The 18,780-nt window shown below is 62.1% G+C and carries 12 protein-coding genes; 9 read left to right on the top strand and 3 right to left on the bottom strand.

Annotation, left to right across the window (positions count from 1 at the left end):
- The first annotated feature begins 15 nt into the window (after nucleotides 1-15).
- Nucleotides 16-591 carry an NADPH-dependent FMN reductase gene (locus IB264_RS10630; protein WP_025427202.1) on the top strand — a complete coding sequence of 192 codons (576 nt, stop codon included), beginning with the start codon at nucleotides 16-18 and terminating at the stop codon, nucleotides 589-591.
- Between the two features lie 77 nt (nucleotides 592-668).
- Here IB264_RS10630 and IB264_RS10635 read toward each other — a convergent pair whose 3' ends face one another.
- The gene (locus IB264_RS10635; RefSeq protein WP_025427201.1) at nucleotides 669-1,133 is read right to left on the bottom strand and encodes a tRNA (cytidine(34)-2'-O)-methyltransferase; all 465 of its coding nucleotides are present in this window, start codon (nucleotides 1,131-1,133) and stop codon (nucleotides 669-671) included.
- Nucleotides 1,134-1,139: 6 nt separating this feature from the next.
- Complete coding sequence (locus IB264_RS10640) at nucleotides 1,140-1,712, bottom strand: GNAT family N-acetyltransferase (RefSeq protein WP_025427200.1); 573 nt, start codon at nucleotides 1,710-1,712, stop codon at nucleotides 1,140-1,142.
- Here IB264_RS10640 and IB264_RS10645 point away from each other — a divergent pair.
- From IB264_RS10645 to IB264_RS10670, 6 genes are all read left to right on the top strand, one after another.
- Nucleotides 1,700-2,143, top strand: a complete 444-nt coding sequence (locus tag IB264_RS10645) for a hypothetical protein (RefSeq protein WP_144239149.1) — start codon at nucleotides 1,700-1,702, stop codon at nucleotides 2,141-2,143. The two genes, IB264_RS10640 and IB264_RS10645, sit on opposite strands and share 13 nt — an antisense overlap.
- A complete protein-coding gene (locus IB264_RS10650; RefSeq protein ID WP_025427199.1) occupies nucleotides 2,127-3,980 on the top strand; it encodes an ABC transporter ATP-binding protein in 1,854 nt (617 codons plus the stop codon). The genes IB264_RS10645 and IB264_RS10650 overlap by 17 nt, the downstream gene beginning before the upstream one ends.
- Nucleotides 3,981-4,101: 121 nt before the next feature.
- On the top strand, nucleotides 4,102-5,967 hold the full coding sequence (locus tag IB264_RS10655) for an ABC transporter ATP-binding protein (RefSeq protein ID WP_038576142.1): 1,866 nt from the start codon (nucleotides 4,102-4,104) through the stop codon (nucleotides 5,965-5,967).
- Nucleotides 5,968-6,332: 365 nt separating this feature from the next.
- Nucleotides 6,333-6,911, top strand: a complete 579-nt coding sequence (gene petA / locus IB264_RS10660) for a ubiquinol-cytochrome c reductase iron-sulfur subunit (protein ID WP_025427197.1) — start codon at nucleotides 6,333-6,335, stop codon at nucleotides 6,909-6,911.
- A gap of 14 nt (nucleotides 6,912-6,925) precedes the next feature.
- Nucleotides 6,926-8,206 (top strand): cytochrome b/b6, encoded by a 1,281-nt coding sequence (locus IB264_RS10665; protein ID WP_025427196.1) that lies wholly within the window; start codon nucleotides 6,926-6,928, stop codon nucleotides 8,204-8,206.
- A 32-nt stretch (nucleotides 8,207-8,238) separates the two neighbouring features.
- Nucleotides 8,239-9,108 (top strand): cytochrome c1, encoded by an 870-nt coding sequence (locus IB264_RS10670; RefSeq protein WP_025427195.1) that lies wholly within the window; start codon nucleotides 8,239-8,241, stop codon nucleotides 9,106-9,108.
- Between the two features lie 1,273 nt (nucleotides 9,109-10,381).
- On the opposite strand, the gene IB264_RS10675 is transcribed toward IB264_RS10670, so the two are convergent.
- Nucleotides 10,382-17,110: a kinesin gene (locus tag IB264_RS10675; protein WP_057214317.1), complete on the bottom strand. Its 6,729-nt coding sequence runs from the start codon at nucleotides 17,108-17,110 to the stop codon at nucleotides 10,382-10,384.
- Nucleotides 17,111-17,717: 607 nt separating this feature from the next.
- On the opposite strand from IB264_RS10675, the gene IB264_RS10680 reads away from it, so the two are divergent.
- Nucleotides 17,718-18,086, top strand: coding sequence for an Hpt domain-containing protein (locus IB264_RS10680; protein WP_025427193.1), 369 nt, complete (start codon nucleotides 17,718-17,720; stop codon nucleotides 18,084-18,086).
- Between the two features lie 181 nt (nucleotides 18,087-18,267).
- Nucleotides 18,268-18,588, top strand: a complete 321-nt coding sequence (locus IB264_RS10685; RefSeq protein WP_025427192.1) for a 2Fe-2S iron-sulfur cluster-binding protein — start codon at nucleotides 18,268-18,270, stop codon at nucleotides 18,586-18,588.
- Nucleotides 18,589-18,780: the final 192 nt, after the last annotated feature.

Consider the following 18,780-nt stretch of genomic DNA (forward strand, 5'->3'; position numbering starts at 1 on the left):
AAGGAGCTGATCCCCATGACAGAGAAAATGACGCTTGCGGTGATCTACGGCAGCGCCCGGCAGGGGCGCTTCTGCGACACGGTCGCCAACTGGCTGATCCGTGAGATCTCGGATTCGAACGTCTTCAATCTCACGGTCATCGATCCGGCACGGCTGAGGGCATCGCGCGGCGTCGGCGCCACGGTCAATCCCGGCGAGTGGCTGGAGCGCAAGGTGGCCGAAGCGGATGCCTTCCTGGTGGTGACGCCGGAATACAATCACGGCTACCCGGCCGCGCTGAAGGAACTGATCGATTCGGTCTACGAGCCGTGGCATGCCAAGCCCGTCGCCTTCGTCTCCTATGGCGGCGCTTCCGGCGGCATCCGCGCCGTCGAGCAGTTGCGCCAAGTCTTTGCCGAGCTGCATGCGGTGACGCTGCGCGACGGCGTCCAGTTTGCCAAAGCCTGGTCGAAGTTCGATGCGGCCGGCAACCTCTACAAGCCCGAGGAGCTGCGTGCGCCGCTGTTCCTGATGATGGATCGGCTCATCTGGTGGGCGCGGACATTGAAGCAGGCCCGCAAGGCGACGCCCTACAACGAGGTTGCCGCCTGAATTTTGGGGCGCTGCCGTTGGCCGCGCCCATCGTCACCCCCCATCGGGAAAGGCAGGGCATTACCATGCGATGTTTTTCAGAGCAGTTGCACTTGCCGGATCGCCTCGCCGGCGATCATCGCAGCAGACATGGCGACGTTGAGCGACCGTTGCCCCTCGGCCATCGGGATGAGGATGCGGCCTTCCGCGCGATCATGCACATGGTCTGGCACACCGGCGCTTTCCCGACCGAACAGCAGGATATCGTCGGGCCTGAATTCAAAGCGGGTATAGGGCTCGGCGGCCTTGGTGGTGGAGGCGAGCACAAGCCTTCGGCCGGTCGGCACCCGCCACGCCTCGAACCGTTCCCAGTTGATGTGGCGGGTGAGGGTGACCGAGGCGATATAGTCCATACCGGCGCGCTTGAGATTGCGGTCGGAAAGGTCGAAGCCCGCCGGCTCGATGACATCGACGGCAAGGCCGAGGCAGGCAGCAAGGCGCAGGATCGTGCCGGTATTGCCGGGAATGTCGGGCTGGTAGAGGGCAATGCGGAGGTCACTCACGTCTGTTCACTTTTCTTGCGACTTGTCTTTTGCGGCGGAGAATTCATGCGCCAGAATCCCCATCATGATGTCGTCGTGCCAGGCGTCGTCGATCAGCGCCGTCTCTCGCTCTCGTCCCTCGACCGAGAAGCCGCATTTGCGGTAGCTGGCGATGGCGCGCTCGTTGAAGGCAAGCACGCGCAGCGAAACACGGTGCAGGCCGAGCGCGCCGAACGCATGCGCCAATACAAGCTTGGTGACGGCAGTGCCAAGCCCTTGGCCGAGCAATTTCGGATTGAAGATGCCGATGGCAAAGGAGGCGCGCCGGTCGACCCGGTTGATATTGTCGAGCCTGACTTCGCCAATTGGCCCGTTGCGATCGATGATCCAGGCAGCTGGATGCTCGACGAGGTGTTGCACCCACGCTTCTGCATCCGCTTGTCCGAAAGCGCGGGCGAAGGTGGCGCTGCCACCGAACATGCGGTGGATCTCGGGATCCCGCCCGAGCGCCAGTCGCGCCTCGACGTCGCCCCCTTGCGGCCGCCTCAGATGGAAACCTTGTCCTTTCAATTCGGGAGGGGGCGTCGATGATGCGTTCATATGCGTCTCCTACCAATGCCGGACGCGCCTGCCATGTGTCGTTTCCGTTTGATTTCGCGGTGTCTAATCTGTGCCGAATGAGCAACATCCGACCGAACGATGAAAAAACAGGCAGGAAAGTGCCTGCGACAATCTGGCATGTCGACGCGATTAGGGGTAGAGAGAACCTCTCTTCAACGCGAACCGACGGAGGCAATGATGACTGTATTGATGTTGACACGCCTTCCAGGAGTGATGGGCCACCGTTTGGCCTGACCGGTTCCGCGACTTATCTTTCAAGAGATCGATGCGCGCTTCCGGAACTCCGGAAGACAAACCGCTATGGCGGGCAGCATTTCCGGACTGAAATTTTCACGATAAAGAATGCGGGGCAAATTCCCGCCTTCCTTCAAAATACTCTGAAGGAGCAAGTCTATGTTTGGCTGGTTTGAATCCCGCCTCAATCCCTATCCGACGGAAGAGCCCGTGCTTCCGCCGAAGAGCCTTTTCGGCTTCTGCTGGCACTATTCCAAGCCCGCAGTTCCGTGGTTGCTCATCATGTCGGTCTGCACCATGCTCATCGCCATCGGCGAAGTGGCGCTGTTCCAGTTTCTCGGAAACATGGTCGACTGGCTGTCGAGTGCCAATCGCGACACCTTCCTGCAGGCGGAAGGTCACCGGCTGATCTGGATGGGCGGCCTGGTTCTGATCGGCCTGCCGCTGCTGGTGGCGATCGATTCGTTCATCATGCACCAGGTGCTGCTCGGCAATTACCCGATGATCGCCCGCTGGCAGATGCACCGCTATCTGCTGCGCCAGAGCATGACGTTCTTCGCCAACGAGTTCGCCGGCCGCGTGGCGACCAAGGTCATGCAGACCTCGCTTGCGGTTCGCGAAACGGTGATGAAGATCCTCGACGTCTTCGTCTATGTCGTCAGCTATTTCGTCACGATGCTGATCGTCGTTGCCGCTGCCGACTGGCGGCTGGTGACGCCGCTCGCCGTCTGGCTGGTGATCTACATCTGCATCGTTACCTATTTCGTGCCGCGGTTGCAGAAGATTTCCAAGGAGCAGGCGGACGCGCGATCGATGATGACGGGCCGTATCGTCGACAGCTACACCAACATCGGCACGGTCAAGCTGTTCTCGCATGCAGGCCGCGAGGAAACGTATGCGCGCGCCGGCATGGACGGCTTCCTCGACACGGTGCATCGCCAGATGCGCAAGGTGACGCTGTTCCACGTGCTGGTCTACGCCAACAACAGCATCGCGCTGTTTGCAATCAGCGCGCTCGGCATTCACCTGTGGCTGACAAGTGCCATCTCGGTCGGCGCGATCGCGATCGCCGTTGGTCTGGCCATGCGCATCAACGGCATGTCGCAATGGATCATGTGGGAAGTCTCGGCGCTGTTCGAGAACATTGGCACTGTCTATGACGGTATCGGCATGATGACCAAGGCGCACGACATCGTCGACGAACCGGATGCCAAGGCGCTGAAGGCGGAAAAGGGTGCGATCACCTACGACAACGTCCGCTTCCACTACGGCAAGGCAAAGGGCGTCATCGATCACCTGTCGCTCGACATCAAGCCGGGCGAGAAGATCGGCCTGGTCGGACGCTCGGGTGCCGGCAAGACGACGCTGATGAACCTGCTATTGCGGTTCTACGACGTGGAGTCAGGCGCAATCCGGATCGACGGCAAGGATATCGCCACCGTCACCCAGGATAGCCTGCGCGCCCAGATTGGCGTCGTCACGCAGGATACCTCGCTGCTGCACCGCTCCATTCGCGACAACATCGCCTATGGACACCCGGAAGCCGACGACGAGGCGATCACCGCGGCTGCGAAGCGGGCGAATGCCTGGGAGTTCATCCAGGCGCTCGAGGACAACCAGGGGCGCAAGGGGCTCGACGCCCAGGTCGGCGAACGGGGCGTCAAGCTCTCCGGCGGCCAGCGCCAGCGTATCGCGATCGCCCGCGTCTTCCTCAAGGACGCGCCGATCCTCGTCCTCGACGAAGCGACATCAGCGCTCGATTCCGAAGTCGAGCAGGCGATCCAGGAGAACCTGTTCGCGCTGATGGCTGGCAAGACGGTGATCGCGATCGCCCACCGCCTGTCGACGCTGACGGAAATGGACCGCCTGGTCATCCTCGAGGCCGGGCGGATCGTCGAAACCGGTTCGCATGCCGAACTCGTGGCCAAGGGCGGCCTTTACGCCGACCTCTGGTCACGCCAGTCGGGCGGCTTCATCGCCGACGATACCGAGAAGGAAGAAGCGGCGGAGTGATCCGCTGTGACCCTGCCGCCCATGCGGGCGGCGGGGTTTTGCCACGTCACCTAACGCATTTGTAATGCGCCCGATGGTGGAAACCGATTGCTGTTGCCGCCGAACCGCCTATATCGGAAACATGCTCAGCGCCATCGTCAGCATCTTTGAGAACTGGATCAAGCCGTTTGCGCCGCGCGAGCGATTGCAGCCGCCGAAATCGCTGTGGGGTTTTGCCTGGTTCTACGCCCGCCAGGCCAAAGGGCCGTTTCTGGCGATGGCCATCCTCGGGGGCCTTGTCGCCATGCTGGAGGCGGGGCTCTTCTACTTCGTCGGACGGCTGGTCGATCTGCTCGACACTGTGAAGCCCGAAGCGGGCTGGAGCGGGCTAATTTCCGCCAACGGGCCAGAGCTTCTGTTCATGTTGCTGACGGTGCTGGTGTTCCGCTTCGTCGCGGTGTCGCTGGCAGCGCTCGTCGAGGAGCAGTCGATCATCACCGGCTTCCTCAATCTCGTGCGCTGGCAAACCTACACCCACGTCGCTCGGCAATCGCTTTCCTTCTTCCAGAACGATTTTTCCGGCCGGATCGTGACGAAAGTCTGGTCCGGCGCGCAGGCGACCAGCGATCTGATCGTCTCGCTGCTGCAGGTCGTCTGGTTCATCGTCATCTATACCGCCTCGACCATGGCGCTCATCGCCCAGCTCGACTGGCGGCTGGCGGCAATGGTCGCGTTCTGGATCGTCCTCTTCCTGGCGCTGGCGCGCTACTTCGTTCCGCGCATCCGCAAGCACGCGCGCGATACGGCTGAAATGGCCTCGATGCTGAACGGGCGGATGGTTGATGCCTATTCGAACATCCAGACATTGAAACTGTTCGGTCGCGACGACGAGAACGACCGCTATATCCGCGCCGGCTTCGATCGCTTCCAGCGGGCGGTGATCCCCTTCACGCGGCTACTGACGGCCGTGCGTGCCTCGCTTGCGCTGCTTTCGGGCATGATGATCGCGGCCATCGCCGTCTATGCCATCCACCTCTGGCTTGGCGGTGCGATCAGTTCGGGTGCGGTTGCCTTCACGCTGGCGCTGGTGCTGCGACTCAACATGCTGCTCGGCCGGATGATGACGCAGTTCAACTCGATCATGCGCAACATCGGCACGATCCAGAATTCGGCCGAGCTCGTCTCCCAGGCGATCGGTCTTGTGGACAAACCGGATGCCAAGGAGTTGTCGGTCAGCGAGCCGGAAATCCGTTTCGAGCATGTGAAGTTCCATTACGGCAAGAGTGCCGGCGTCATCGACGACTTCTCGCTCGTGATCCGTCCAGGCGAAAAGGTCGGGATCGTCGGCCGTTCGGGCGCCGGTAAGTCAACGCTCGTTAACCTGCTGTTGCGCTTCTACGACCTCGAGGGCGGGCGCATCCTGATCGATGGGCAGGACATTTCGACGGTGAAGCAGGAATCGCTGCGCGCACAGGTCGGCATGGTCAGCCAGGACACCTCGCTGCTGCACCGCTCCATCCGGGACAACATCCTTTTCGGCCACCCGGATGCAACCGACAAGCAATTGATCATCGCAGCCGAGAGGGCCGAGGCCTACGAGTTCATTCTCGATCTCCAGGACCAGCGCGGCCGCAGGAGTTTCGATGCCCATGTCGGTGAACGCGGCGTCAAGCTTTCTGGCGGGCAGAGGCAGCGTATCGCGATTGCCCGCGTCATGCTCAAGGATGCGCCGATCCTCGTTCTCGACGAGGCGACGTCGGCGCTCGATTCCGAAGTCGAGGCGGCAATCCAGTCCAATCTCGACCGGCTGATGCAAGGAAAAACGGTGCTTGCTATCGCACACCGATTGTCGACGATCGCCGCTCTCGATCGGCTCGTCGTCATGGATAAGGGCCGGATCGTCGAGGACGGAACCCACGCCGAACTGATCGCTCGGGGCGGTCTTTACGCTGACCTCTGGTCGCGGCAATCCGGCGGCTTTCTGGCACGCGAAGAAGCGGCAGAGTAGGGCGGCCTCGTCGCCTTTTCTCCACCCTTCGAACGGCCGCCGGCCAACTGCAATGACGACCGTCAAGTCCTTGTGCCAATTGGCCGCGCTTTTCCCCGCGACAATCTGCCCACCCACCCTTGTCAAGGCTGGACATAATTTGCGATCAAGCATAGAACGCGCCGGATTGACGGGGAATCTGCGAGCCGTGTGCGCGCAGCACTTTTCGGATTCTGACGCCCGATAACGTGTTTGCAACAGCAAACCGGCTAAGGTGTCAGCACATTGATTGGGCGTGCTTCCTTGACCTAGGTGAAACCGCAAGGGCAGGGATCTCGCTGGGCGGATGCGGTTTCCGCAACATTGCGTGAGAGGATGGTTTAGCCGTGAGCGAACACGACATTTCAAGCGAGACCTCGGGCGAGCCCACTCGCCGCGATTTCCTTTACCTGGCCACCGGCATGGCGGGCGTCGTCGGCGCCGGCGCGGTCGCTTGGCCATTCATCGACCAGATGCGTCCGGATGCTTCGACGCTTGCTCTCGCCTCGATCGAGGTCGATGTGTCGAGCCTGCAGGCCGGCATGTCGCTGACGGCCAAATGGCGCGGCAAGCCGATCTTCATCCGCAACCGCACTGAGAAGGAAGTGGAAGAGGCCAAGGCGGTCGCTCTTGCCGACCTCAAGGATCCGGTTGCGCGCAACGCCAACCTTCCGACCGACGCCGAGGCGAACGATCTCGATCGCTCCGCCGGCGAAGGCAAGGAAAACTGGATCGTGATGATCGGCTCCTGTACCCATCTCGGCTGCGTGCCGCTTGGTCAGGCCGGTGATTTCGGTGGCTGGTTCTGTCCCTGCCATGGTTCCCACTACGATACGGCCGGCCGAATCCGTAAAGGTCCGGCGCCGGAGAACCTCGCCGTGCCGACCTTCTCGTTCGTTTCCGACACAGTTATCAAGATCGGTTGAGGGGACTACTGATAATGAGTGCTGAACATTCAACCTACACGCCAACGACTGGCATTGAGAAATGGGTTGATTCCCGTCTTCCGCTGCCGCGTATGATTCACGACAGCTTCATCAGCTATCCGGTTCCCCGGAACCTGAACTACGCATATACCTTTGGCGCCATGCTTTCCGTGATGCTGATCGTGCAGATCCTGACCGGTATTGTGCTGGCCATGCACTATGCCTCCGACACGACCGTTGCGTTCAACTCGGTCGAAAAGATCATGCGCGACGTCAACCACGGTTGGCTGCTGCGCTACATGCACGCCAACGGCGCATCATTCTTCTTCATCGCCGTCTACCTACACATCGCCCGTGGCCTCTATTACGGCTCGTACAAGGCACCGCGCGAAATCCTCTGGATCCTCGGCGTGGTCATCTACCTCCTGATGATGGCTGCCGGCTTCATGGGCTACGTTCTGCCCTGGGGTCAGATGTCCTTCTGGGGCGCGACCGTTATCACCGGCTTCTTCTCGGCCTTCCCCTTGGTGGGTGAGTGGATCCAGCAGTTCCTGCTTGGCGGCTTTGCCGTTGACCAGCCGACCCTGAACCGCTTCTTCTCGCTGCACTACCTGCTGCCCTTCATGATCGCCGGCGTTGTCGTGCTTCACGTCTGGGCCCTGCACGTCACCGGCCAGACCAACCCGACCGGCGTCGAAGTGAAGTCGAAGACCGATACCGTTCCCTTCACGCCCTACGCGACCTTGAAGGACGCACTCGGCGTCTCCGTGTTCCTGCTGGTCTATGCATGGTTCGTATTCTACCAGCCAAACTTCCTCGGCCATCCGGACAACTACATTCCGGCTGACGCTCTGAAGACGCCTGCCCACATCGTTCCTGAATGGTACTACTTGCCGTTCTACGCGATGCTGCGCGCCATCACCTTCAATGTCGGCCCGATCGACTCCAAGCTCGGTGGCGTTCTGGTGATGTTCGGCTCGATCATCATCCTGTTCTTCCTGCCATGGCTGGATACCTCGAAGGTGCGTTCGGCTGTCTACCGTCCCTGGTACAAGCTGTTCTTCTGGATCTTCGTGGTCAACGCCATCCTGCTCGGCTGGCTGGGTTCGCGCCCTGCGGAAGGCCTGTACGTTGTCATGTCGCAGATCGGCACTCTGTACTACTTCGGTTTCTTCCTCGTCATCATGCCGGTCCTCGGCCTGATCGAAACGCCGAAGCGCATTCCGAATTCCATCACCGAGGCGGTGCTTGAGAAGAAGAATGCGAAGGCACAGCCGGCCACCGCACGTGCCTGATCAGAACAGCGATTGATAAGGAACCCACAACAATGAAAAAGCTTGTAACAGGCATTCTGTCACTTGCTGTCGTCGCTGGCCTCGGTCTCGGAGCTGCTGTCGCTGAAGAGGCGGCAGGTGGCGCGGAGCATGGCGGCGGCACGCCCCACTATCCGATCCACAAGCCTGAGCAGCAGGACTGGTCGTTTGCCGGCCCGTTCGGCAACTACGACAAGGGTCAGCTGCAGCGTGGCCTGAAGATCTACACCGAAGTCTGTTCGGCCTGCCACTCGATGAATCTGGTGGCATTCCGTACGCTCGAAGGCCTCGGCTATTCCGACGCACAGGTGAAGGCCTTCGCCGCGAACTACGAAGTTCAGGACGGCCCGAACGCTGACGGCGAAATGTACACCCGCAAGGCCGTGCCTGCGGATCACTTCCCGTCGCCGTACCCGAACAAGGAAGCAGCTGCTGCTTCCAACAACGGGGCTGCACCGCCGGACTTCTCGCTGATCGCCAAGGCGCGCGGCATCGAACGCGGCTTCCCGCAGTTCGTCTTCGATATGTTCTGGCCTTACCAGGAAGGTGGCCCGGATTATATCCACGCGCTGCTGACCGGTTACCATGAGCCGCCGGAAGGCGTTCAGGTCGCCGAAGGCACGCACTACAACCCTTACTTCGCCAACGCTTCTGCGCTGGCGATGGCCCAGCCGATCTCCAACGATCAGGTTACCTACGAGGATGGCACGCCGCAGACGGTGGACCAGTATGCCAAGGACGTTTCGGCCTTCCTGATGTGGGCAGCCGAGCCGCACCTGGAAGACCGCAAGCGCACCGGCTTCATGGTCATGGTGTTCCTGCTGATCTTCACCGGTCTCGTCTACCTGACCAAGAAGTCGGTTTACGCCAACAAGGAACATTGATCGCAGACTGGCTTCGCCAGCTTGATCGAAACCTTAGAAAGGCCCCGGTTTGTCCGGGGCCTTTTGTTTTGCGCGGTGTTGTTTTCGTTCGACGGTGCGAAATGCGCATGAGGTGGCTCTGCCTGGACGGGAAAGAGCAACCTGGTGTCAATGCGGTGATGGGGTATCCGAGCCTTGTCTCGTGTTGTCGAACCGTGGCGCGATTGGTTGCGTCGGACCAGTGGGTCGGATCGCTGCTACTTCCCGAAATAAGCGCCTTTGGGGGTATGTGCCGGCTGCCGCCGGAATGCACTCAAACGCGCTGATGCAACGCAATGCCGCGTAGCTACTATGGTGGTGGCCGCCAGGTCGTTCTCGTCATGAGGAGTGAACCGCGACATCTGTCGCGTCGGGCTAATGCCAGATGCATGAGATGCTCGCGGCAGCTTCCGCAGGAGATAGTTAAGGTGTGGATACATACCACTGCGGAACCTGGCAGGGCGTCCGCCTGGGCCTGGGCAGAATTTTAGAATGCTAGGCATGTCTGCTGTCTTCTGGTCAGCGTTTGCTGATCATGCGACGAACATGCCCGGGCTTTTCCAAGCTCGAACCGCGCCTTTCTCGATTGTGGTCGACGGTGCGGCAAACGCCGTTCTCCTGCACTCCGGCCCACACCGCCAAGATTGGCTGCGGGATACTCTTGTGGACAATGGCGTCGGCCAGCCGACGCTATGAAAGGGTCATCCGTTGGGTGCTTGGTACTCCGCCACCTCGGCAGCATCGGCGGTGATGTAGTACGGCAGTTTGCCGTAGGTAGCCGCCGGTAAGCTGCCCACGTTGGCGCGCAACGCGCGTGGAGTAACTCTGCCATTCAAATGGGACTAGTGAAGCGGCTTCCGCTCCTGGGGCGTGCTTGCGCCGTAACATTGGCGATGCCGCGCATCCTTGAACTTAGGGCACTGTGCCGCCGCCAACGGCACTGTGCTGGCACCGACGCGCCACTTTTCAATGTCGATCCTCGGCGCCCGACGGCACCGGGTGGTTGGGGAAGATCGGCGGTGATGATGCGGCAGGGATTTTGGGTTCGACAGTGTGGTATCCGGATACAATGCGGTATCTGGGTAAGGCACACAACGACCGTCATCGCGCCGTGGGTCACACTGGGTCGATGCAGAACATCTCGAAGCCCTCGATGCGGACGCGAACCTGTTGCGCGCTTCCGCTGTGGACGACACATGTGAAAACGGCCCCACCTTGCGATGGGGCCGTCAAATCTTGCCGGTCGGGCTGCCTCTTAGTTGAAGCGGCCGGCGGCGTGGGCGAGCATCGTGTAGACCTTGCCCGTGTCGGATGTAAGGTAGGTCTGGGTGATGCGCTTGTCCGGATCGTTGCGTGCGACATCGGCGAGCAGCTTTTCGAAGTCGGCGATGTAGCGATCGACGGCGGTGCGGAATTCCGGCTCGCGGTCGTACTTGCGCTTGATCTCGTCGAAGGTCTGCTGGCCCTTCAGCGTATAGAGCCGGCGGGTGAAGACGTCGCGCTCGCCGCGCTGGTAGCGGCGCCACAGGTCGACCGATGCGTCGTGGTCGATGGCCCGGGCGATATCGACCGAAAGCGAGTTCAGCGATTCCACCACGTGGCGCGGGTTGCGGTTATCGCCGCTGCGGGCAACCGGCTGGCTTTCTGCCGGGCGCTGCGGTGCGGCTGCCGGCGCTTCTTCCCGCGACGCGGCACGCAGCAGGTCTCGCATCCAGCCACCGCCTTCTGCGACTTCGCTGGTGACGGCCTGCGTTTCCGGCTGGGCCGGGGCAGGCTGCTGGACGGTCGCCTGTTCGATGCCGAGGCTGCCGCGCAGGGCAGGCGCCGGATCCTGGCGACGCGGCTCTGCGACCGGCTGCTGGACCGGACGGGCGACAGGCGCTGCAGCCACAGCAGCGGCAGCAACCGGCTGCTGGCGCAGCGGCTGGGCGACTTCGAGCTGCGTCGAGGACTTGCCGATGATTTCCGACAGCTCCTGCAGGGCCTTGATCTGCTCGGCCACGGCACGACGCATGACGGCGGCGTTTTCCTTGGCTTCCTCGGGCAGGTCGAAGGCGCTGCGCTTCAGCTCTTCGCGGGTCATATCGAGTTCCTTGCGGATCTCGCCGGCCGAGCGGCGGATATCGTCGGTCGCACCGCTGAAGCGGCCGATGGCGTCGTCGATCGCCACGCGAACGGCGTCGCGCAGCTGGATTGCGACGCCGTCGGACTTCTTGCCACTTTCGCTAAGCATGCGCTCGACGTCGGAGACAGACGACGCGACGCTGCCGCGCAGGCGGGACGCCACTTCCTTGGAGCGTTCCTCGGCGGTTGCGAATGCACCCTCGATTGAGGAACCCGCATCTTCGCCCACCTTGGCGATCGCCTGGCGGAGCGCCTCGGAGGCGCCGAGCGCGCGGCCCTCGACCGCCGAGAGCGTCTTGTTGACGTCGGCGAACGAGGTCTCGACGCCGGAGCGCAGCGTATCGGCAATCTGGCGCGACCGTTCTTCGGCGCGGGAGAAGACTGCCTCGACCGAGGCACCAGCCTCGTCGCCGGCCTGGGCCAGCGCATTGCGCATGGATTCGGCGGCTTCGGCTGCACGCTGTTCGGTGCTCGACAGCAGGCGGCCGACATCCGAGAAGGATTGCTGGATGCCGCTACGCAGATTACCAGCAACCAGACCTGAGCGCTCTTCGGCACGCTGGAAGGCACCATCGACGAAGCCTTCGAGTGCACGCATGGTGCGTTCGATTTCTTCCGAGCGCTGGACGAGGCCGACCGACAGGGTGCGCAAGGCATCCTGGCGTTCCTCGAGTGTGCTGACGAGGTTCGACTGGGCGGCGCCCAACAGGTCCGAGGCCTGGCCGAGCACCTTGGAGTGATCCTCGAAGCGGCCGACGATGCCGCCGATCTGCGACAGGGTAGAGGCCGAGATGTCCGAGAGCTTGTCGACCTTGCCTTCGATGAGGCGCGTAGAGGTCGACAGCATGTCGGAAGCCTGGCGCGTGGTTTCGGAGAATCGGGTGGCCGTAGCCTCCAGCCGCTGGTCCATGTCGCCGAGATTGTCGCTTGCCTGGTCGATGACAGTTGCGATCGCCGTGTTGTTGGCGGCGAGCTGGTCGATCAGGCCGAGGGCCGTCGACTGCAGACGGTTCTCGACCATCTTCATCGCCTTTGCCGTTTCCTCGGCGCGCAGCGAGATGGCGTTGAGCGTCTCGCCGGTGCGTTCGGTAATGGCATTGACCAATGCGGCATTTTCCGCGCGCAGGCGATCGGTGCTGTCCTTCGTCAGGCTGGCGATGCGCTCGGCAGCCTCACGGCCGGTTGCGGCATATTGATCGATGACCGGGCGTGCCTGCTCGTCGATGATGCGCGACAGTTCCATAGAGCGGCCGGCGAGCATCGAGTTGAGTTCGCGGGTCCGATCGTCGAGCGTGCTGCGGATCGCCTCACCACGGGCTTCCAGTGCCTTTTCGGCATCTGCCAAGCCCTGCTGGATGTTCTGGGCGTGGCTGGCAACCTGGCCATGCGTGGCGGCAAGGCGTGCAGTGGCGGTGTCAGAGGCATCGGCGACCGAGCGGGCGAGTTCGGCATGGCGTGCGGCCGTTGTCGAGGCGGTCTGCTCAATGGCATTTGCGAAGTCGGCGTTGCGGGCCGCCAGCACATTGGCGAAGTCCTGACCAGCCTTGGAAAGAAGGCCGGCGGAACGGGCCGCTTCCGCGTCGAGGTCCTGCGCTGCTTCGCTAACCGCGCTGCGAAGGCTGGTGACGAGACCGGCAGCCTTGCCCTCGATGCGGGCGGCTTCGGTGTCGAGTTCCTGGGCAACATCGCCGACTGCGCCGCGAAGGCTGGTGACGAGACCGGCAGCCTTGCCCTCGATGCGGGCGGCTTCAGTGTCAAGTTCCTGGGCAACATCGCCGACTGCACCGCGAAGGCTGGTGACGAGACCGGCAGCCTTGCCTTCGATGCGGGCGGCTTCGGTGTCGAGTTCCTGGGCAACATCGCCGACTGCACCGCGAAGGCTGGTGACGAGACCGGCAGCCTTGCCTCCGATGCGGGCGGCTTCGGTGTCGAGTTCCTGGACCACATCGCCGACTGCGCCGCGAAGGTTGCTGATGAGGTCCGCGGTCTTGCCTTCGATCCGGCCGGCCTCGGCGTCGATCTCCTGCGTCGCTTCGCTGACGGCGCCGCGCAGGCTGGTGACAAGCACCGCAGCCTTGCCTTCGATCGTGCGGTTGACGTTTTCGAGGCCGATGTTGAGGGCGCGGTCCATGGTGCCGAGGCGCTCTTCAATGCGGTCCGTACCGGCATTGATGGCGCTGGAGATGCGGCTTGCGGCTTCCTCGCTGACGCGGTCGATCTCGCCGGAACGCTCACCGAGGCTGTCGGCGATGCGCTGGCCGGCGTTGTCAACGATAGCGTTGACACTGTCGACGCTGTCGCGGACGCGATCCTCCAGCGAGCCGAGGCTCGTTTCCAGGCGCAGACCGGTGTCATCGACCAAGGCATTGACGCTGCCGACACTGCCTCGAATACGGCTTTCCAGAGAACCGAGACTTGTCTCGATCTTGGCGCCGGTATCGTCGACGATGGCATTGACGCTTCCGACGCTGTCGCGGATACGATCCTCCAGGGTGCCAATGCTGGCCTCGATGCGGATACCGGTGTCGTCGACGATTGCGTTGACATTGCCGACGCTGCCGCGGATGCGGTCTTCCAAAGTTCCGAGGCGAGATTCGATGAGGCTGCTGGTTTCATCGACGATGACGCTGACCTTATCGACGCTCCCGTGCATCCGCCCCTCGAGCGAACCCAGACGGGTCTCGATGCGGGCGGCCGTGTCATCGACGATCGTGCTGACATTATCGACGCTGCCGCGCATACGGTCTTCGAGCGAGCCAAGACGGGTCTCGACACGAACACCCGCCGCATCGGCAATCGAACCGACATTTTCGGCACTGTCGCGCATGCGCTCTTCAAGCGCGCCAAGGCTTGTCTCGATGCGCAGACCGGTGTCGTCAAGGCGGTCGTTGAGGCCGTTGATCGACATGTCGACGCGGTTGGTCAGCGTGTCGGCGGCGAGGCTGATCTGGCCGGCCGTTTCCGCCAGGCGCTCGGCAATGTTGCCGGTCGTCGAGCGCATGCGGGCTTCCAGCGTTTCGCCGCTGCGGTCGATGATGCCGGCAAGTGCCGCTTGGCGCTCTTCGAGCGACATTTCGAGCATGCTGGCGCTGGTGGCAAGGCTGGTGGCGATCGACACGGACTGGTCGGACAACATGCCTTCCAGCTGGTCGCGGCCCTGGTCGACGGCGAGGTTGATTGCGTTGATCCGGTCGTCGAGCGTGGCTCGAATCTGCTCGTGGGTCGAGGAGAGTGTTTCGCGCAGGTGCTCGGCGCGGCCGGTCAGCGTCTGTTCGATTTCCGTCGCCTTGCCGGCGAGCGAGGCTGTCGCCTCGGTGGTGCGCGCGGTCAGCGCCTCGGCGATCTGGGCGCTGGTGGCCGTCAGGACGTCCGAGATCTTGCCCACGCGGCCGCTGAGGTCTTCGGCAATGCGAGCGCTGGTGTTGGTAAGAGTGTCGGAGATCTGGCTGACGCGGCCACCGAGGTTTTCGGCAACGAGGGATACGCTGTCCGAAAGCTTCTGTTCGATTTCACCGACACGGTCGGTCATCGTCTCGGCAACGGCCGTGGCGCGGAAGGTGAGGTTGTCGGCGACGTCTTCGGCATGACGGCTCAGGGAATCTGCCATTTCGTTGGCGCGGGCCGTCATCGTCGAGGTGATGTGGGCGGAGCGATCGGCGAGAACGCCGTCGAGTGCCGATGTCTGGGTCGAAAGGGTTTCTGCAATCGCCTGGCTGCGTTCCGAAAGAACACGCTCCAGCCGGTCGGCCGTTTCGCCGACGGCACCTTCGATCGCGTCCGTTCCGGTCGAAAGCACGGTCGAAAGGGCAAGGGTGCGCTCGGACAGGGTGTTGTCGAGGCGGTGCTGGCTTGCCGCGATGGCGCTGGTGATCTCGTCGGTCGAGCCGGTCAGCGTCTGCTCGATGCGGGCATGGGCCGCGTGCAGGCCATCGACGAACTGTGCCGTGCGGGTGTCGAGGCCCTCGGTCAGGCGCTGTTCGCTTGATGTCAGTGCATTTGCAAGCGCATCTGCGCGCTGGCCAAAGCCGTTCTCGATGCGATCCTGAGCCTCGGACAAGGCGCCCATCAGGCTGCTGGTCTTTTCGGAAAGAACGCTGTCGATGCGGCTATGGGCTCCGCCGATCAGGTTGCTGAGATCGGACGTGCGGCTGCCGATCGTCTCCTCGATGAAGTCGTGGGTGGCGCCGAGTGCTGTCGCGAGTGTGAGCGACTGATCCGAAAGCGCCGAGCCGATCTTCTCGATGCTGCTGTCGAGCGCGCCACCGATGGCATCCGAACCGCCACTGACGGTCTCGTTGATGCGGTGCAGGCTTTCCATCAGCTTGGTGTCGAGCAAGCTGGCGCGCTTGTCGAAGGCCGATGCGAACTCGTGGAAGCGTTCGTCGAAGGCGGTGGCAAGGTGGCCGACTGTCGTCTGCAGCTTTTCTTCGAAGAATCCGCCGCGCAGATCGAGATCCATGATGGCATCGTCGGCGCTGGAGCGCAGGCTCTGGCGGAAATGCGCACCCTTTTCGTCGAGGGTGGCGTTGAGCGTCGCGAGCACGTCTTCGAGGCCGCCGGCAATTGCCTGCTGACCGACGCTCAGGCTTTCGTTGAGGTCGCGGGTGCGGGCAATCAGCGTTTCATTGAGCTGGCGGGCGCGCTCGTTCAGCGCGGCATTCAGCTTTTCAGTGTTAGCATCGAGCGAGGAGGCGCGGGTCTCGAACTGGCCGAGCAGCTGCTCGCCGCGCTTTGTCAGCGTATCGCTCAGCTGGTCGAGGCGGGTGTCGAATTCGCTGCTGAGGCCGAGGCCGGCTGCCGTCAGGCCGGAAAGGAGCGAGTCCGTGCGGTTCGACAGCATGGTGCTGATGTTCTGCAGCGCCGTGTCGGACTTTTCGCTGAGTGCCGCTGCCCGCGTGTCGATCAGCGAGGCAAAAGCCTCGCCGGAGATGGCGATGCGCGAGGCGATGTCTTCGCCGGCCTGGTCGAGATCGTCCTTCAGCTTGCCATGCGCACCGGCGATGGTCGAGCGGATGCGCTCGGAGTGGCCGATGATGGCTTCGCGCTCAAGGCCCAGCTCCTGAACCAGCGTACGCACGCGCAGTTCGTTTTCGCTGTAGCTGCGCTCGAGCGCATTCACCTCGGAGTGAACCAGCGTTTCGAGTTCGGTGGCGCGCGCAATCGTGCGCTCGATGCCTTCGTTCATCGCCGAGACTTCGCGGCGAACGGCCTGACCGACGGTCATGACCCGGTCGGCGGCCGCAGTTTCCGGTTCGGCCAGGCGCAATGCCACTTCGGCCATGGAGCGCGCGGCGTTGCGCAGTTCCTGCGCGCGGGCGATCATGATGGCGAAGGAGAAGAAGAGCATGATCGGCAGCGCGATGCCAATGGCGACGCCGACGGCACCCGGGGTGGCAGCGAGATCGCTCAGCGAGCGGATCTGCCAGATCTGTGGGCCATAGAGCAGGTTGGCGACACCGATGCCGGCCACGGCCCAGATCACCGAAACGAGGGCTGCGACACGGATGGCGGCGCGGTTCGAGCGAACGTCGAGGGCGCGCAACATGGCAGCCGGAGAGCGGCGCCCATCGTCGTTTGCCGGAGAAAGGGGAGGCGACTTTGGCGCAGGTTCAGGAGCGAGCCCGCGTGCGGCGTCATTTGCTCGCGCGGCGCGGGGGGCTTCCTGCTGAGGCTTGGCATTTCGGCTGTGATCGGGCTGAGCAGCCTGATTAGTGGAGTCAGACACATTTTCCTCCGGATTATCCAAGGAAGTCTTGTCGTTAGGGCTCGACTTAAGCTCGTCAAAATCGATCTTAAGGGCCGCTTCCAGAGCCTGGAAGGCCTTTTCATCAATTGACTCGTTGCTCTTCTTCGTCGCCATAGGGATACGCCTCATTACCTTTTGCCTGCGATGAAGCGTGTCCATTTGATCCGCGATTGCGGCCAGGCACTGACTTCACCGGGGCGGTGACGGCAAGATACGCGCATCACATCTACGCAATACCCTACTGAACACCACTGCATTTCCTCGATGGATAGTCGGAATTGACCCTCGAGGGCACCACTCGCACAGCTTATCCACCGGAACGGTTGCCATTTTCGTACGCAAGCCCGTTCCTAACCGTATCGTAGTGACACATTAGCCCGGTTGTTACAATTAAGAGCACTCCAGCTTCATTAAAATCCTAATGAATTCTTAATGTGGCAAAGGGGTTTAGGTCGGAAAAGGCAAGGAAATCAGGAGGTTTAACGAGCGTTAACCATTTTCCCAGATTCCTGCCTATATTGCGCCCCGTTTTAAGCCGATAGCAGCGCCCGCCCGTGGAGGATGATAGCTCGCAAACCGTAGCGATCGTCCGGCGACGAAGCTTGGTGAACAGGCGTCGTCGGTCACGGTGTCCGTGCCGCCCATGGCAATTGGACCGCGAATGTCGCGGGACGGCGTCGGATAAAGACCAACAGCATACAAACAATAGGGAAATTGGCTCATGGCGGCCCTCAGAATTGCCTTCGAAGCTCCCGACACTCCGGGTAGCTCTTCTCTTTCCGGCAAGAAGCCCATCGATTTTGCCCACCTTGCCGCGCAGACAATGGGAGACAAGGCGCTCGAAATCGAAGTGCTGCAATTGTTCGCCCGTCAGGCACGCAAGGTGATGAAGGAAATCACCGATGGCGACGTGAATGGACGTGCCCAGGCGGCCCATCAGTTGAAGGGGGCCGCACTCGCTGTCGGCGCCGTCGACGTCGCTGCTGCGGCCGGCGCGATCGAACAGCGTCCGACCGATGCGGCTTTGCCCGACGTTCTTGCAGAGAGCGTGCTTGAGGCTGAACTGTTTATCCTGAAGCTCTGCCGCTGATTGCAGCGAGCCACAAAGGTGCATCGCGGCCCGCGCTGAAACGCCGCGTCCGCGATGCAACTGCCGGCTGTTGTTGACTGGATGGCCGAATTGTTGGAAGAACTTTCCCTGAATTCGCGCCCGCCGCCCCGCGCGGCTTTGCGCAATCGGCCAGTCCCATCAGCTTATTCCGGAAAGTGACATGACAAAACTTACGATCGTTGCCTTTGATGGCACGCGCCACGAACTCGATGTCGAGAACGGCTCGACCGTCATGGAGAACGCCGTTCGCAATTCGGTTCCGGGTGTCGAAGCGGAGTGTGGCGGGGCCTGTGCCTGTGCCACCTGTCATGTCTATGTCGACGATGCCTGGACGGCTGTCGTCGGCGCTCCGGAAGCGATGGAAGAGGACATGCTGGATTTCGCCTATGATGTCCGTCCGACCTCGCGGCTTTCCTGTCAGATCAAGGTCAGCGATGCGCTGGACGGGCTCGTCGTGCACGTGCCCGAACGCCAGGCCTGATCGCTGGCCGTTGGCGCCCATCTTCAGTCTATCGATCTATTGATGTCATGTTTGCCAAAAAAGCGCCTCGCTGGTCGTGTGACGAGCGAGGCTAGGAGGGCGCATCGCACGCAGATGAGGGAGGGAACATCTGCTGCATGAAGACACGCCAGGAGAACCTGTATTTGCTGCGTCGTCGAGCTTTGCGCTTAA

This window comes from Ensifer sp. ENS11 (assembly GCF_014851895.1).
GTDB lineage: Bacteria > Pseudomonadota > Alphaproteobacteria > Rhizobiales > Rhizobiaceae > Ensifer > Ensifer canadensis.

What these genes read in the sequence shown, in the direction of transcription:
- IB264_RS10630 (WP_025427202.1), top strand. Translation starts at nt 16, where the DNA reads ATGACAGAGAAAATGACGCTTGCGGTGATCTACGGCAGCGCCCGGCAG.
- IB264_RS10645 (WP_144239149.1), top strand. Translation starts at nt 1,700, where the DNA reads ATGATGCGTTCATATGCGTCTCCTACCAATGCCGGACGCGCCTGCCAT.
- IB264_RS10640 (WP_025427200.1), bottom strand. Translation starts at nt 1,712, where the DNA reads ATGAACGCATCATCGACGCCCCCTCCCGAATTGAAAGGACAAGGTTTC.
- IB264_RS10650 (WP_025427199.1), top strand. Translation starts at nt 2,127, where the DNA reads ATGTTTGGCTGGTTTGAATCCCGCCTCAATCCCTATCCGACGGAAGAG.
- IB264_RS10655 (WP_038576142.1), top strand. Translation starts at nt 4,102, where the DNA reads ATGCTCAGCGCCATCGTCAGCATCTTTGAGAACTGGATCAAGCCGTTT.
- IB264_RS10665 (WP_025427196.1), top strand. Translation starts at nt 6,926, where the DNA reads ATGAGTGCTGAACATTCAACCTACACGCCAACGACTGGCATTGAGAAA.
- IB264_RS10670 (WP_025427195.1), top strand. Translation starts at nt 8,239, where the DNA reads ATGAAAAAGCTTGTAACAGGCATTCTGTCACTTGCTGTCGTCGCTGGC.
- IB264_RS10675 (WP_057214317.1), bottom strand. Translation starts at nt 17,110, where the DNA reads ATGGCGACGAAGAAGAGCAACGAGTCAATTGATGAAAAGGCCTTCCAG.
- IB264_RS10680 (WP_025427193.1), top strand. Translation starts at nt 17,718, where the DNA reads ATGGCGGCCCTCAGAATTGCCTTCGAAGCTCCCGACACTCCGGGTAGC.
- IB264_RS10685 (WP_025427192.1), top strand. Translation starts at nt 18,268, where the DNA reads ATGACAAAACTTACGATCGTTGCCTTTGATGGCACGCGCCACGAACTC.